General features: G+C 56.1%; 16 protein-coding genes. All 16 read right to left on the minus strand.

Annotated features, from left to right (window positions below; all coding sequences use genetic code 11):
• Positions 1 to 44: 44 nt before the first annotated feature.
• Positions 45 to 695, minus strand: a complete 651-nt coding sequence (locus tag M655_RS15420; protein ID WP_051353869.1) for a zf-HC2 domain-containing protein — start codon at positions 693 to 695, stop codon at positions 45 to 47.
• Positions 692 to 1,282, minus strand: coding sequence for an RNA polymerase sigma factor (locus M655_RS15425; RefSeq protein ID WP_007785416.1), 591 nt, complete (start codon positions 1,280 to 1,282; stop codon positions 692 to 694). Before M655_RS15425 ends, M655_RS15420 begins: the two co-directional genes overlap by 4 nt.
• Positions 1,283 to 1,427: 145 nt before the next feature.
• Entirely contained in the window at positions 1,428 to 2,384 is a 957-nt protein-coding gene (locus tag M655_RS15430) for an amidohydrolase family protein (RefSeq protein WP_241752999.1), read from the minus strand.
• Between the two features lie 474 nt (positions 2,385 to 2,858).
• Entirely contained in the window at positions 2,859 to 4,142 is a 1,284-nt protein-coding gene (gene aroA, locus M655_RS15435) for a 3-phosphoshikimate 1-carboxyvinyltransferase (RefSeq protein ID WP_007785420.1), read from the minus strand.
• Between the two features lie 81 nt (positions 4,143 to 4,223).
• Positions 4,224 to 5,327: a prephenate dehydrogenase gene (locus M655_RS15440; protein WP_007785422.1), complete on the minus strand. Its 1,104-nt coding sequence runs from the start codon at positions 5,325 to 5,327 to the stop codon at positions 4,224 to 4,226.
• Between the two features lie 68 nt (positions 5,328 to 5,395).
• Complete coding sequence (gene hisC / locus M655_RS15445) at positions 5,396 to 6,490, minus strand: histidinol-phosphate transaminase (RefSeq protein WP_005831272.1); 1,095 nt, start codon at positions 6,488 to 6,490, stop codon at positions 5,396 to 5,398.
• A gap of 29 nt (positions 6,491 to 6,519) precedes the next feature.
• Complete coding sequence (gene trpA, locus M655_RS15450; RefSeq protein WP_025843792.1) at positions 6,520 to 7,338, minus strand: tryptophan synthase subunit alpha; 819 nt, start codon at positions 7,336 to 7,338, stop codon at positions 6,520 to 6,522.
• Positions 7,338 to 8,570, minus strand: coding sequence for a tryptophan synthase subunit beta (trpB, locus tag M655_RS15455; protein WP_005831276.1), 1,233 nt, complete (start codon positions 8,568 to 8,570; stop codon positions 7,338 to 7,340). The genes trpA and trpB overlap by 1 nt, the downstream gene beginning before the upstream one ends.
• Positions 8,530 to 9,201 carry a phosphoribosylanthranilate isomerase gene (locus tag M655_RS15460; protein WP_005831278.1) on the minus strand — a complete coding sequence of 224 codons (672 nt, stop codon included), beginning with the start codon at positions 9,199 to 9,201 and terminating at the stop codon, positions 8,530 to 8,532. The genes trpB and M655_RS15460 overlap by 41 nt, the downstream gene beginning before the upstream one ends.
• Complete coding sequence (trpC, locus tag M655_RS15465; protein ID WP_007785428.1) at positions 9,198 to 10,007, minus strand: indole-3-glycerol phosphate synthase TrpC; 810 nt, start codon at positions 10,005 to 10,007, stop codon at positions 9,198 to 9,200. Before trpC ends, M655_RS15460 begins: the two co-directional genes overlap by 4 nt.
• Positions 9,997 to 11,022 (minus strand): anthranilate phosphoribosyltransferase, encoded by a 1,026-nt coding sequence (gene trpD / locus M655_RS15470; protein ID WP_005831282.1) that lies wholly within the window; start codon positions 11,020 to 11,022, stop codon positions 9,997 to 9,999. Before trpD ends, trpC begins: the two co-directional genes overlap by 11 nt.
• Positions 11,016 to 12,530 carry an anthranilate synthase component I gene (gene trpE / locus M655_RS15475; RefSeq protein ID WP_005831284.1) on the minus strand — a complete coding sequence of 505 codons (1,515 nt, stop codon included), beginning with the start codon at positions 12,528 to 12,530 and terminating at the stop codon, positions 11,016 to 11,018. Before trpE ends, trpD begins: the two co-directional genes overlap by 7 nt.
• A gap of 282 nt (positions 12,531 to 12,812) precedes the next feature.
• The gene (gene aroH, locus M655_RS15480; RefSeq protein ID WP_005831286.1) at positions 12,813 to 13,190 is read right to left on the minus strand and encodes a chorismate mutase; all 378 of its coding nucleotides are present in this window, start codon (positions 13,188 to 13,190) and stop codon (positions 12,813 to 12,815) included.
• Positions 13,190 to 14,293, minus strand: coding sequence for a 3-dehydroquinate synthase (gene aroB, locus M655_RS15485; protein ID WP_026557097.1), 1,104 nt, complete (start codon positions 14,291 to 14,293; stop codon positions 13,190 to 13,192). The genes aroH and aroB overlap by 1 nt, the downstream gene beginning before the upstream one ends.
• On the minus strand, positions 14,293 to 15,456 hold the full coding sequence (aroC, locus tag M655_RS15490) for a chorismate synthase (RefSeq protein ID WP_005831290.1): 1,164 nt from the start codon (positions 15,454 to 15,456) through the stop codon (positions 14,293 to 14,295). The genes aroB and aroC overlap by 1 nt, the downstream gene beginning before the upstream one ends.
• A 202-nt stretch (positions 15,457 to 15,658) precedes the next feature.
• Positions 15,659 to 15,826, minus strand: coding sequence for a hypothetical protein (locus M655_RS15495; protein ID WP_007785434.1), 168 nt, complete (start codon positions 15,824 to 15,826; stop codon positions 15,659 to 15,661).
• Between the last annotated feature and the right edge of the window lie 44 nt (positions 15,827 to 15,870).

The following is a 15,870-nucleotide window of genomic DNA, read 5'->3' on the forward strand; positions in this document are numbered from 1 at the left end:
ACCGTCCGAGGACGGTCTTTTCTTTCCTTAATGATCTTATACCATTATGCACGAGTAAGCCAGCTCATTGTCAACACGGTTATCAAAATCCCGAAAACACTGAGCACGATCGAATAGTTAGGCTTGGCTGCATCCGCTGTCGCAGGCTTGCCATCCAGCGGAACGATGGAAGCCGTCGCACTCGCAAGCGCATCTCCCTGGGAAGAGAGCGGCTGTGCTTCTACAACGTATGTACCATCATCTGTTTGCATGGAAGAAGAGATGACTTGTGCCTTTGGCGTGTTCATCGCCATCACTTCCCCGTTAATGACGAGGGCGTTAGCCTGTTCCGTGGAGCTTGTATTCACATATAGCGTAAACGTAAACAACAGCAGCAAAAGTACGGCTACACTTGCCCCCATACGTCGCATTCTGGCTGTTACGCTGAAAATTTTTCTGCCAATCGGGATCGCCCACTGCTCCTCAGACAAAATCCGGGCCATGACCGCATCTACAATGGAACGGGAAGGCGTAACCGAATGGTACTCTTCCTTGTCCATCGCCATCCACTCCCCGCTGTCCGACCAAATTTCATAGTCGGAACGGCAGGCATAACAAGAAGCCATATGATGGTCGACGCGGCGTTGCGTCACCTCGGGCAACAGATTTTCGGCGTAGTCAGGCAGAATTTCCTGCACTTCTTCACATTTCATCATCGATTCATCCCTTCAGCTTCATCCAATTGAGGGTCCAGGATGTAGGTTTCCAACTGGCCTTTTATACTTTGGCGTGCCCGAAACAGCAAGGATTTCACGGAGCTGACGGTCAAATTGAGGATCGTGGCGATCTCTGTGTAATCCATTTGTTCGTACTCCCGCAAAATCAGGGCGGAACGCTGCTTTTCCGGCAGGTTGTTGATCGCCAGTCTGACCATGCTCTCCCGCTCGTTGCGCAACAACACCTGCTCGGGCAAGGTTTTGGGAGAAGCCATCGGCACTTGCAGCGTATCGTCCAGATACACGTCGGAGTTGCGGCTTTTGCGCAATTCGCTGAGTACGGAGTTGCGGGCTATCGTATAGAGCCAGGTGGAGAAGGTTGCTTCTACATCACGGAAAGAATGAATGCTCTTATACGCCTTGTAAAACGTCTCCTGACAGATGTCCTCAGCGATATGCTCCAAATGAGCCTGGCGCAAAAGGTGAGTGACAAATGAGAGGATCTTTTTTTCATAACGACGAATCAGTTCAGCATAGCATTCCAGATTACCTTCTTTAATCTCTCGGATAAGCTGGGAATCGGTCATGATCAGGATTACCTCCTTGCGATTCCGATCCCTCAGCGGCCTTTGTCATATTAGACTGCTGGGGATGTAAAAAGTTGCGCGACCTTACGATTCTTTTCTCGTCTCACTGCGGGAATCCTTCACGAAAAAACCCCCAATTTTGGGGTTAAATGACATAGGCGTTGGGCTTTGTGTCGAAAATCCGCCTGCCCATCCCGATTGAAGAACTAAACTGCGCATTTCGATACATCCATTTACCGTTCGACATAACAGATGCTGGAAGATGCATTTCGCTAAAATTGAGAATAGTGGAAAGATCATACTTTGTCAACCAGTTTTCCTTTTTCAGGAAGACAATATCAGCGTCCGCCCCTGGTGTCAAGCTTCCTTTTTGCGGATAAAGCCCAATCGCCTTGGCAACGTTTGTCGAAGCGAGTCTGACGAGCAGACAAAGCAGCATTTCCGGCGAGCACCATCTCCTGCGATAGTCAATGCGAACCTCCTGCAGAGGCGAAGCGACCTGGCAGCTATCGTAAAACCTCTGATATATATATCGGACAGCCCGGTCAGTTGTTTCAGCGTTCAAACGGAAAATGTGCAAAAACGGATCGGATTGTTTTGGTTCAAAGGCCGCTGACGGATCAGCAATGACAGTACGCACCTTCCAGTATCTCGTGGCGTCCAGCCAAAGCTGCCGAATGAGATCACGCTGTTCTTTTTTTACGGAAGCATCATTTTGAATATGCAAATGCAGAATCGTTTGTTTAGACGTATGAAGTGGCAAAAGCGTTTCCCAATTTATTGTGGAAATTTCTTCTGGGCTTCGGACCGTCACATGAAAGGAAGAAAAGCCGAGCTCTGAGTACTGCGCCACCGTTCTCGGCTGTAGCTGGGCAGGCTCGATCGCCACGTGCCAGGCGTAGTCGAGCGGGCTGTTGAAGTGCCTCGTCTGCTGGTATTCCACCTGCGGCCTGCTCATCCACGGCTCCGGGCGCAACACGTCCACGAAGCTCGTACAACCGCTCCTGACGAGCTCTCGCATCACTTCTATGTACGTCTTCCCATCTTTTATTTTATACAACGATTGTGTCGGCAGTGCGACGAAACCGGGCAAAAGATACATACCGGACGCGTCCACCTCTTCAAAGACGGTCGTCGCGGTCGTTTTGGGCAAGGTATCCTTGGCGATGCGAACGATTTTTCCGCCTGCAATCCAAATATCTGCTTCTTTGACTCCGTGCGCTGTGACTACCGCTCCTCCTCGAGTGACCATTCCTTGCTCCGGCACGCTCGTCCCCTCCCGCCTCGCATCGAGCTGCAATTTGTACGAGCATATGCGCGGGCAAGGAAAAAAATACAAAAAAAGACCGCCGTTGATTGTAAGCGCATTCAAACGGCGGTAGCACACGTGTGCTTTTATAATATTGGATAGGAGTGGAGAGAAACCATACTGTAGTTTTATAATAAACGGAATGTAAGCGCTTGTCAAATCATTTTTGCTAAAAACCGCCAGACCTGTCCCGACGTTTTCCCGGCGGTTGGTAGACAGGCAAAAGAGCCTGGCTCGGTTGCGAGCGGCAGGCTCCTTTCCCTCTTTTTACTGTTGGCTGATGCGCGTAAGCAGCTCGTGGAATCCCGGGAACGATACGTCGATCGCTTCCTCGTTTTCGATTCCCGTCTCCCCTGTTGCCGCCAATCCGGCAATCGCCATCGCCATTCCGATGCGGTGATCGCCCATGCTGTCGATGACCGCGCCTGTCAGCGGAGTCTCGCCTTCGATAATCATGCCGTCCTCTGTCGGCGTGACACGACCGCCGAACTTGGAGAGCTGGCTTACGACCGTAGCGATGCGGTCGGTTTCTTTTACCTTCAGCTCCTCCGCATCGCGAATCACGGTCTTGCCCTTTGCCTGCGTCGCCATGACCGCGATCACCGGAATCTCGTCGATCAGCCGCGGAATGATGTCGCCCGCGATTTCAATGCCGTGCAACTCGGAATGGGTCACGAGCAAATCGGCAACCGGCTCTTCGTTTACGACGCGCTCGTTGAGCAGCTCCAGGCTTCCGCCCATCGCTTTGACCACGTCGATGATCCCTGTGCGGCTCGGATTGATGCCGACATTTTCGATCAACAGCGAGCTGCCGGGAACAACCATAACCGCTGCGATCAAAAACGCCGCAGAGGAAATGTCCCCTGGCACGGAGATAGCCCGTCCTGTCAGCTTTTGTCCGCCTTCTACAGATACGGTCAGGCCGTCGCGCACGACAGAGACGCCAAACGCTTGCAGCATGCGCTCCGTATGGTCGCGGGACAAATGCGGCTCCGTGACGCTGGTCACGCCGTTCGCCTGCAAGCCTGCGAGCAAAATCGCCGACTTGACCTGTGCGCTCGCTACCGGAGACTGGTAAGCGATCGCCTCCAGCTTGCCGCCGCGAATCGAGAGTGGCGTAAACTCGCCGTCTTTTCTGCCGTCGATCTTCGCGCCCATCTGGCGAAGCGGTCCGATCACGCGCCGCATCGGGCGTTTGGCGATCGACTCATCGCCTTCCATCACTACGTGAAACGGCTGTGTCGCCATAATTCCGGACATCAGGCGAATCGTCGTCCCGGAGTTGCCGACGTCGAGATGCTGCAAAGGCTCCCGCAGGCCGTACCAGCCTTTTCCGTGAACAGTCACCTTGTCGCCTTGCTGTTCGATCTCGATGCCCAGGCGGCGGAAGCAACTGATGGTGCTCAGGCAATCTGCCCCAGGCAAAAAGCCTTCAATCGTGGTGACGCCCTCTGCCAGCGCACCGAACATGACAGCGCGGTGCGAGATGGATTTATCTCCCGGAACACGCACGGTCCCTGTTATTTTTTTGGCTTGACGAACTCGAAGCACAGTTCCACTCCCCTTTGTCTCTTCAGCAATTAGTCATGCTGTGAAGCGTCTTCGTTGTAAAGTGTGTTTGTACAAAATGGCTTAGGAACGCCTGTACACATTGTAATCGAAAAAGCGCAGAAGTTCCTCCCCTTTTTCCATCTCCTCCTGGGAATGGAAGGTGATGCGCAGCGCTCCGTATATGTCTTCACGCGTCTCTCTGATTTGCAGGTTGGTAATGTTGATCTGCTTCGCTCCCAAAAGCGTCGTGATGCGGCCAATCTCCCCCGGATGGTCGGGAATGTCGATATACAGGTCGTTCAGAGGCGGCAAAGCCCCGGCTTTGCGCTCCGGCAGGCCGTCGCGAAAATCGCGCGCTGTCTGGAAAAACCGCTCAATGCCTTCTGGATCGCCCTCTTCCACAAGCTCGATAACATCCTCCAGAGCTTTTGTCCAATCTTTGGCGATTTTTAACAGCGGCTCACGGTTTTGCAGGAGCACATCGCGCCACATCCGCGGGTTGCTGGACGCAATGCGCGTAATGTCGCGGAAGCCGCCTGCGGCCAGGCGTGCGTGCCAGCCGTTTTCCTCGTCGTAGCCCGCAACCAGATTGACCAGCGCGGATGCCAGCACGTGCGGGAAGTGGCTGACCGCGCCCACTACCTGATCGTGGGTGTCAGCGTCCATTTGCACGACTTTTGCCCGCGTCAGCGAGAGCAATTCGGTCAGGCGCTCGACTTTTTCAGGCGGGGTGCCCGGTGCGGGCGTCAATACGTAATAGGCATTCTCCAACAGCCTGTCCGAAGCCGCTTCGACCCCTGACTTGTGCGAGCCTGCCATCGGGTGTCCACCAATGAACGTCACGCGCTCCGGGATGACTTCTACGGCTTGTCTGACGATGCCGGCCTTGGTGCTGCCCACGTCTGTTACAATGACGTCTGGCTGCAGCTCCATGTCTTGCAAATGCTGCAAGGTAGCGACGATCTGCTCGACAGGCGCAGCGAGAAAAATGACATTCGCTTCCCGGACGGCCGTTTGCAAATCGGTCGTGCCTGCGTGGATGACGCCGAGCGTCAACGCTTTATCTAACGGTTCTTGACGTACGTCGTAACCGACGACCCGGATGTTGGGGTCCCGTCGCATCGACAAAGCGATCGAACCGCCGATCAATCCGACTCCGATTACGGCGATAGTAATTTTTTTCATCTCCACTTCCTGTCCTTCCTTGTTCGCGTAGACAAAGATGCCGGGGCACGCCCGGCATCTTTTGTCCGTTATTTCAATGCGCCAGTCACAATTTCTTTCAACACAGACAAAATCTTTTCATTCTGTTCTTTCGTTCCCACCGTAATCCGCTGGTATCCCGGGAAGCCGAGTGCATTCCCCGAGCGCACGATGATGCCGTGCGTCAACAGCTTTTTGAACACTTCATCGGAATCTCTTTTCAGGTCAACCAAAATGAAGTTGGTCTGCGACGGGAAGTAAGAAAGTCCCCACTCGTCAAAAGCGTCCGTCAATTGCTTCAGCCCTTCGCGGTTGCGCTCGCGGCATGCGGCCACGAACTCCTGGTCGCGCAAGGCCGCACGAGCTGCTACTTGACCGAGCGCTCCGGTGTTGAACGGTTCGCGCACGTGCTCCAGTGCAGACACCAGCTCTTCGGAGGCGATGCCGTAGCCGATCCGCAGCGTTGCCAGACCGTAAATTTTGGAGAACGTCCGCAAAATAATCAGATTCGGATACTGATCGAGCAAAGGAACGGTTTGTGGATATTTTGGATCAACAACATACTCGTAATAAGCTTCATCCAAAACAACGAGAACGCTGCTCGGCACTTTTTTCAGGAACGCTTCCAGCTCTGTCGCAGTCACGATGGTACCGGACGGGTTGTTCGGGTTACATACCCATACGACTTTTGTCTGTTCGTTGATGGCTGCTGCCATCGCTTCCAGATCGTGAACGCCGTCCTTGAGCGGAACCTCGATCAGCTCTGCCCCTTCGATAATCGCATTGGAGCGATACTGGGAAAAGGTAGGAGTCGCCATGACCGTGTTCGTGCCTTCACTCAAAAAAGCGCGGGAGATCATCAACAAATTTTCGTCGGAACCATTGCCGAAAATGAGTTGACTAGGCTTCACGCCGAGGAAATCAGCCAAATCCCAGCGCAGGCTGAGGCTTGCGCCGTCCGGGTAAAGAGCGAGATTGTCCAGTTGCTCCGCAATGGCCGCCTTCGCCTTAGGCGAGCAGCCGTAAGGGTTCTCGTTGGACGCCAGCTTGATTACTTCTGTCAAACCAAACTCCCGTTTGACGTCTTCAATGGGCTTCCCTGGCTGATATACCGGGGCATTGAGTATGCGTTGCTTCGGTTGCATCCACGTTCACTCCAGTCACATTTTTCCCATTATTGTAGCGCACTCGCCAACTGTTGTACAAACGTTTTTATTTTTTCAACAGCAACTGGCATTTGTGCCGGATCTTTCAGTTGGTCCTCGTGCTGTTCAATCTGCTGCACGATCGCGCTGCCCACGATCACGCCGTCTGCATGCGGCGCTACGGCCCGCACCTGCTCTGACGTGGAGATGCCGAATCCGACGGCAGTCGGCGCAGTCGTGCTTGCTTTTACCCGCGCCAAAAAGTCCGCCAAGTCTTCGCGCAAGTCTGTCCGCGCTCCCGTCACGCCGAGCGACGAAACGCAGTACAAAAAGCCTGTCGCCTGCTCGCCGATCGTCTGGATGCGCGTATCGGACGTCGGTGCCACGAGCGAAATGACGTGCAAGCCGTTTTGCTTCGCGGCAGCCACGGCTGGGCCGTTTTCTTCAATCGGCAAATCCGGAATGACGACGCCGTCTGCTCCATGCGCGGCCAGGTCGGCGAAAAAGCGTTCGATTCCGTATTGCAGCACGGGATTGAAGTAAGAAAACAGGACGATGCCCGCTTCTACGCCCGACTCTCGCAGGCGGGAGACGAGCTGCAAGGCGTCTGCGATCGACACGCCGTGTTGCAGCGCACGCTGCGAGGCGCGCTGGATCGTAGGGCCATCTGCCAGCGGATCGGAATACGGAACGCCAAGCTCGATCACGTCCGCTCCGGCCTCCACCATCGCAGTCACGAGTTGAAACGTCGCTTCCAAGGTCGGATCTCCTACCGTAATAAACGGGATAAAACGCTTGCGGCTGCGATCCGCAAACAAACGGTCAATTCGATTCGTTGCTGCCGTCATCATGCCACTCCCCCTTCTGTGCGTTCCGCCAGCGCTTCCTGGATGGTCAGCACGTCTTTGTCCCCGCGTCCCGACAGGCAAATGACGATGATCTTCTCCGGCGACATTTGCGGAGCGCGCTTGATGACCTCAGCAATCGCGTGGGCGCTCTCCAGTGCGGGAATAATCCCTTCCGTGCGGCACAAAAGCTCGACGGCCGCGAGCGCCTCCGCATCGGTTACGGACGTGTACGTCACTCTCCCGGTATCTTTTAAATACGCATGCTCAGGGCCGACGCCCGGGTAGTCCAGCCCCGCCGAGATCGAGTGCGCCTCTTGCACCTGTCCGTGCGCATCCTGCAGCAAGTAGGTGAGCGAGCCGTGAATCACGCCTGGCCGCCCAAGGGTCAATGTCGCGGCATGCTTGTCTGTCTCGATTCCTTTTCCTGCCGCTTCCACGCCGCGAAGCGCGACAGACTCATCCTGAATAAACGGGTAAAACATCCCGATCGCGTTGCTGCCGCCGCCTACGCAGGCGACTACCTCGTCGGGCAACTTGCCGAGTTGCTGCAAAATTTGCTTACGCGTCTCCTCCCCGATAATTTTCTGGAACTCGCGCACCATGTACGGATACGGATGCGGGCCGACGACCGAGCCGATCACGTAAAACGTCTCCTCTACGTGCGAAACCCAGTGGCGAATCGCCTCGTTCGTCGCGTCCTTCAGCGTCCGCGAGCCGGACACGGCCGGAATGACTTCCGCTCCCAACAAGTTCATGCGAAAGACGTTCAACGATTGGCGGCGAATGTCTTCCTCGCCCATGAACACTTTGCAGGAAAGCCCGAGCTTCGCTGCGACCGTCGCGCTGGCAACGCCGTGCTGCCCCGCTCCCGTCTCTGCGATAATCGCCTTTTTGCCCATACGCTTTGCCAAAAGCGCCTGCCCGAGCGCATTGTTCAGCTTGTGCGCCCCGGTATGGTTGAGGTCTTCGCGCTTGAGGTAAATTTGCGCCCCGCCAAGCGCCTCCGTCAGCCGCTCCGCATGTGTCAGCGGCGTAGGGCGACCTGCGTATTTGCTAAGCAGCTCATTCAGCTCGGCTACGAACTGTGGATCACGTCGCGCTTCCTCAAAAGCAGCCTCCAGCTCGTACAAAGCATTCATCAACGTCTCTGGCACGAATTTTCCGCCGAACGCTCCAAACCGTCCGTTCTCGTCAGGCACGACCCGCGTGGTTGTCTGTGTATTGCTTGGCATGCGCCTTCACCCTCTCCACCAGTTTTTTTATCTTTTCTCCGTCTTTCTCTCCATCCGTCTCTACTCCGCTGGACACGTCGATCACCGCAGCCTGGTACGTGCCAATCAGCTCGGCTACGTTTTCGGCATGAATCCCGCCTGCGATGATGCAATCCGCTTCCTTGCACTTCGCTTGCAGCAGCGGAATTTGCTCCCACGAAAACTTTTTCCCTGTTCCGCCTGCTTGCGCCGGATCGTACGTATCGAACAAAAAGGCGCTTACAATCCCCTGATACGCTTCCAGCGACGCGGAGGCATCCGCTTCGCCTCCAACAGCCAGTGCCTTCCATACCGGCACCGAAAACCGCTCTCGCACTTGGCGGCAAAATTCCGGCGTCTCCTGGCCGTGCAGTTGAATGACAGAAAGCGGCGCTTCCGCGAGCACTTCAGCCAGCTCATCCATCGTCGGATTGACAAACACGCCGACAGCCGGCGGGTGGCCGAAAACGGCAGCGAGCAGCCTCCCTGCCGTTTTCGCGTCTACCTTGCGCTTGCTTGGCGCAAACACCAGACCGACATAGTCGACGTCCAGCTCTTTTAGCAGCGCAAGCGTCTCCGGGCGTTTGATCCCGCAAATTTTCAACCGGGTCACAAGCTCACCCCCGCCTTGCTGCCTTTCGCTGGTCCGACCAGATCGAAAACCGCCTGTTTCACGTCTTGCTGGCGCATGAAGTGCTCGCCGACCAAAACCGCTCTCGCTCCCGCCTGTCTGACGTTTTCCACATCGGTCGCAGAAGAAATGCCGCTTTCGCTAACGACAGTCAGGGAAGCAGGCAGCTCCGCGAGCAGTTCGTGCGTCACCGCGAGATCGGTCTGAAACGTATGCAGGTTGCGGTTGTTGATCCCGAGCAGCTTCGGTTCGATCGCGCGGAAAACGAGCTCGCACTCCCGCTTGTCGTGGACTTCGACGAGGACGTCCATCCCGAGTTGTTCCGCCGTCTGCGACAAATGCCGCAGTTGCTCGTGCGTAAGGATCGCGGCGATGAGCAAAATGCAATCCGCTCCGGCTGCCCGCGCTTCCACTACCTGAATGTCTTCGATGAGAAAATCTTTTCGCAGCAAAGGACGGTCTACCGCTTCGCGAATGCCCTGCAAATAAGCGAGACTGCCCTGGAAAAACGACTCGTCGGTCAAGACGGACAGGCACTCGGCCTCAGCCGCCTGATACGCCCGCGCAATCGCGAGCGGGTCAAAATCCGGGCGAATCAGCCCTTTGGACGGCGAAGCCTTTTTCACTTCGGCAATTACGCTGACCGGGCGGCTGCTCTGTTCCAGCGCCTGGCGAAAGCCGCGCGGACGCTCCTGCGCTTTGGCTTGCTGCAGCAAGGCCGCTACCGTCGTCTCTTTTTGCAGGCGAGCGATTTCCTCGCGTTTTTTTTCCACGATTTTATGAAGCATGAATCATCCCTCCTGCAATTTGCCGAATGTGCTCCAGCTTGCGCATGACGAGTCCGTCGTCAATCAGCTCCGCTGCCCGGATCACGCCTGCTTCGATCGAGCGAACGCGATTCGCCAGGTAGAGGATCGCCCCTGCGTTTAACAGCACGATGTCGCGCGCCGCCCCGCGCTTGCCAGCGAACACCTCGCGAATGATCGTCGCGTTTTCGCACGCGTCTCCGCCGCGCAGCGCTTCTTTTTCATGGCGGCGCAATCCGAACTGTTCTGGGTCGATCTCATACGTGCGAATCTCGCCGTCACGCAGCTCCGCGATCTGGCTTGTTCCCGTCACGGTCAGCTCATCCAGCCCGTCAGAGCCAGCCACGACCAGCGCCCGCTCTACATGTAGCTCGCGCAGGACAGCCGCGACAGTCGGCAGCAGCTTCGCATCATAGACGCCCATGAGCTGATGGCTGGCGTTTGCCGGATTCGTCAGCGGGCCAAGCAGGTTGAAAACGGTGCGCACGGCCAGCTCCTTGCGCGGACCTGCCGCATGCTTCATCGCCTGGTGGTAGAGCGGCGCGAACAAAAAGCACAGGTTGGTCGCACGCAGACAATCAGCGGCGGACTTGGGCGACAGGTTGACCGGAACGCCCAGCTCTTCGAGGACGTCTGCACTGCCGCTTTTGCTCGACACAGCCCGGTTGCCGTGCTTGGCGATCCGCACGCCGTCGCTCGCCGCCACAATCGCACTGGCTGTCGAGATATTGAACGTGTTGCTGCCGTCTCCCCCTGTGCCGCACGTATCGACCAGACCCGGCAGCTCGATCGGAAAACGCATCGCCCGGGCGCGCATCGCCTGCGCAAACCCGATGATTTCCTCTACTTGCTCGCCCTTGAGCCGCATACTCGCCAAAAAGGCTCCGATCTGGGCTGGCGTCGCTTTGCCGTCCATGATTTCTCCCATCGCTTCCTCTGCGATTGCCCGCGACAAATCGTTTCCTTGCAAAATTTGCTCCAATGCATGGGTCAGCATGGCAATACCTCCTTGCGCACAAATAGCTGTTCTGCCTTTTCCAAAGCCGAAATCATCGCGGCTGCCTTGTTTACCGTCTCCTGGTATTCGCTTGCGGGAACCGAGTCGGCGACGATGCCTGCTCCTGCCTGCACGTGCGCGTACCCATCCTGGAAAAACAACGTCCGGATCGTGATGCAACTGTCGAGCGAGCCGTCGAAGGAAATGTAGCCGATCGCTCCGGCGTACAGATGGCGGGCATCCGGTTCCAGCTCGGCGATAATCTCCATCGCCCGCAGCTTGGGCGAGCCGGAGACGGTCCCGGCCGGGAAGGCGCTGAGCAGGGCGTCAAAAGCGTGTAGCCCCTCGCGCAGCTTGCCCGTCACGTGCGACACCATGTGCATCACATGCGAGTAATTTTCGATGACGAGCGCCTCTTCCACGCGGACGCTGCCGTAAGCCGACACCTTGCCGACATCGTTGCGGCCCAGGTCCAGAAGCATGTAATGCTCCGCCCGTTCCTTTTTGTCGGCCAAAAGGTCTGCCGCCAGCTCCTCGTCCTCCTGCGGCGTCGCGCCTCTTTTTCTCGTTCCGGCGATCGGGCGCATCTCGACTTTTTCATCCTCGACCCGCACGAGCAGCTCGGGAGACGTACCGACGACCGTCTCGCCCTCGTATTCGAGGTAGTACATGTACGGCGAAGGATTCAGCGTGCGAAGCAGTCTGTACACGGCAAACGGATCGACGTCGGTCTTGACGGAAAAGCGCTGCGAGAGCACTACCTGGAAAATATCGCCCGCTGCGATGTACTCTTTTGCCTGCTCGACCATCCGCTCGTACTGCTCGCGGCTCATGTTCGGCTCGACGTTGAGCGGGGCTGGCGACTGGGTTTCTACCTGGATGCGGCTGTCCACCTCCAGCGGAGCGGTTACCTTTGTAGCGAGCTGCTCCAGCCTTTCGCAGACTAGCTTGTATTTTTCGTCAATAACTTCGGCGGAATCTCCCGGCTCTACGTGCAAGTTGACGATCAACTGAATTTCCTGCTTCAAGTGATCGAAAGCGATCATTTCGTCGACGAAGAGGAAGCGCATGTCTGGCACGCGTACTGCCTCTTGGCGGTGCGCCGGCAAATTTTCAAAATAGCGCAGGGTGTTGTAGCCAAAAAAGCCTACGGCCCCGCCGCTCAAGCGGGGAAAGCCGGGCAGCTTCGGGCTCTTGAAGCGATCCGTCTCCTGGCGCAAAAAGTGGACGGGATTGCCTGTCAAAGCTTTTCGCTCTCCGCTGCGCGTCACTACGGAGATGTCTTCCCCTTTTGCTTCCACGATTTGAAAAGGGTTCATCCCGATGAACGAGAAACGGGCCCAACGCGCTCCGCCTTCCACGCTCTCCAGCAAAAACGAATCACTCGTACGAATCTTCTGATACAAACGGATGGGTGTCTCCTGGTCTGCCAAAAGCTTCAGGCTCACAGGAATCAGGGAATAGGTCGCCGAAAGGTTCTTGACCTCAGCAAGGGAGGGAAAATACATGAACTCTCATCTCCTTTTTAGTGGGAGCGAAAAGGGAGAACAACCGCCTTTTCACTGCCCGCTGCCTAGAGCGAGAGGTAGGGGGGAGAAAAAAATATACAAAAAAACCCAGCGACAGAACTGGATTGGGTAGACAAATATGTACCCAGCCTGCTCTTCTCTCCTCAACCTAACTCATCTCAACTCTGCTCTACTCATTCTCAACTCAGCCGGTATTGGCTCTTCTTCTGCAAAAACGAGGCGCTCTCGTTTCATTTATGGTAAAAGAGAGCGCCCTGATTGTCAACTGCGATTTGTCAAATCCGGGCGAAGCTTGACTGCATCCCGCAAAAAGACGTGCTGAATCTCTTTTGCCGACTTCTCTGTGTTGACGTGCATCATGACGCGAATACAGAGGGGCAAGCTGCCCGGCACAGGAATTTCCCGCGCGCACATCAGCGGGACATACTGCCAGGCCTCCCCTTCCAACAGACGCGCCGCCTGGGCGGGAAACGTCGCACACAAATCCTCTGTCGTCGTGATGATGATACTGCCGATCTCTTCCGGATTTACTTCATTGCGCGTGACCATTTCTTCCAGCAGCCACTTGGTGGAAGAGACAATCTCTTCCCGCGTATCGGCTTCTACCGTAACCGCGCCTCTGATTCCTCGCATTCCCATTACAAAGCCTCCGCTTCTTCACTCATTACTGTCAGGATGAGCTGTTCGTCTACGTGTTTCCCAATCTCCGCCTGCCCGATTGCGCTAGGCAATACGAGGGCAAGCTGGCCGCCGACTGTCTTTTTATCCCGCTTCATCGCCTCGAGGACGTCTTGCGGCTCAAGTCCTTTTGGCCAAGCCGTTGGCAAATGGTACAGGCTGAGCAAATGCTTCGTGCGATCGTACACGCCTCTTTGCGCCAAGCCGATTCGCTCCGCTACTTTGGCGGCGATGCACATCCCGATGGAAATGGCTTCGCCGTGATTCAACGTCGCGTACGCCGACAGCGCCTCAAACGCATGGCCGAATGTGTGCCCCAAATTCAAAAGCGCACGCTGGCCCTGCTCGGTTTCGTCGGCAGAGACAACCGCAGCCTTGACGGCGCAGCCTCTTTCGATCGCTTTCCCTAACAATTCTGAATCAAGCTCCCACAGGCGGGCGGCGTTCTCCTCCAGCCAATCCACAAAGGAGGCGTCCGAAATAAGAGCGTGCTTGATGACTTCGGCAAAGCCTGCGGCCACTTCGCGCTTGGGCAAGGTGTGCAGCACCTTTGTGTCGTAGATCACGACGCGAGGCTGATGAAAAGCACCGATCAAGTTTTTCCCCAACGGGTGATTGATCGCCACTTTTCCTCCGACTGAGCTGTCGTGAGCGAGCAACGTCGTCGGCAACTGGACAAAGTCAATGCCGCGCATGAACGTAGCCGCCACAAAGCCAGCCAAATCCCCCACGACGCCGCCGCCCAGCGCGAGAATTGCGGATTTGCGGTCCAGTCCGCCCTGAATCGCTTCGGTCATCAACCGTTCGTAGACAGCGAGACTTTTCGATTGCTCGCCCGCTTCCACGACGCTCGCTATCGCATTGTATCCGGCAGCGCGCAGAGCATCGCGCAGCGGCTCTAAGTAACGAACCGCCACATGCTCATCTGTAATAATCATCAGTTTGCTTGTGGAGACAACTCCTGCCTCCACAAGCAAATCAGGAACCTGCTGCAATAGAGAATCGCCGATCACAATCTCGTAAGAACGCTCTCCCAGCTCTACTGTCAGTCTGTTGGTCTTCATTAGAATTTCTCCGTGTACGCGCGGTATTCACGCACGTTTTCGATCATGTCGTCCATCGAATCGCTCGGGAACTTCTCGCACATCGCCTGCGCGATCTCCCACGCGACTACCGCTTCCGCTACGACGCTCGCAGCCGGAACCGCGCAACTGTCGGAGCGCTCGATGCTCGCGGAAAACGGCTCGCGGGAGTCGATATCCACGCTCATGAGCGGCTTGTACAGCGTCGGGATCGGCTTCATCACGCCGCGCACGACCACAGGCATCCCCGTCGTCATGCCGCCCTCCAAACCGCCTGCGCGATTCGTTTTGCGGCTGTAGCCGGTCTCTTCGTTCCAGATGATTTCGTCGTGGACTTGCGAGCCTTTCAAGCCTGCCGCCTCAAACCCGATGCCGATTTCCACGCCTTTGAACGCCTGAATGCTCATGATCGCCTGCGCCAGTCGTCCGTCAAGCTTGCGATCCCATTGCACGTGGCTGCCAAGGCCGATCGGCACGCCTTCCACGATTACTTCGACCACGCCGCCGAGGGAATCGCCGTCTTCTTTTGCCTTGTCGATCGCCGCCATCATGAGCGGCTCCGCTTCTTTATCCAGGCAACGAACCGGCGATTCTTCCGTCCGGGCAATCAGCTCTTCCAGGCTGACCTCCTGACGCTTCGCCACCACATCATTGATCTGCAAAACTTGTCCGCCGATCCGGATGCCGAAAGCCGCCAGCAATTGGCGAGCGACAGCCCCTACGGCCACGCGGATTGTCGTTTCGCGGGCGCTGGAACGTTCCAGAATATTTCGCATATCGCGCTGATGGTATTTAATCGCACCATTCAGGTCAGCGTGGCCTGGACGCGGGCGAGAGACGCGGCGCTTTTCCTCTGCGCCCTCTTCTACCGGCTCGGCACTCATGATCGTTTGCCAGTGAGTCCAATCCTTATTTTCAACGACCAGCGTGATTGGTGCCCCTGTCGTATAACCGTGGCGCACGCCGGACAAAATTTTCACCTGGTCTTTTTCAATCTGCATTCTGCGGCCACGTCCATGCCCTTTTTGACGACGTGCCAACTGTTCATTGATTGCCTCAACCGAAATCGGCAAGTTGCTCGGAACTCCCTCGATGATCGCCGTAAGCTGCGGGCCGTGAGATTCCCCTGCTGTCAAGTAACGCATCTCTTCCTTCCTCCATCCTCCAGGCAGCTTGTATCCCCATTCCTTCCGGTTCGGGTCGCTGTCCTTTATCACTTTTAAGCGCTATAATATCATACCTGTCTCGCTGTGGAAACACAAAAGTAGAAACCTGCGCGAAAACCTTTCGTTTGCAGAAAAAACGCCCCTCCGACGGGAGAAGCGCTTCGTTTGCAGATGGCGCTGATTAAAAAGGATCGACCATCAAAAAAGGATTGGGGCTAAGCGGCCTTCTGGAATGATCCACACGTATCAAATCATCCAGTTGAGTTTTTTCAGCCCCAAGTATTTGTCCGCATTCTTGCAACGTAATCAAACCCCGACGGTATGCTTCGATGACCTTGTGCTTATCCATCTGCTGCCTCCCTTGACAAAGTAAGTATTCCTAGTCTTGGGAAA

Origin of the sequence: Brevibacillus sp. NSP2.1 (assembly GCF_000470975.2) — a bacterium.
Classification (GTDB): domain Bacteria; phylum Bacillota; class Bacilli; order Brevibacillales; family Brevibacillaceae; genus Brevibacillus; species Brevibacillus agri.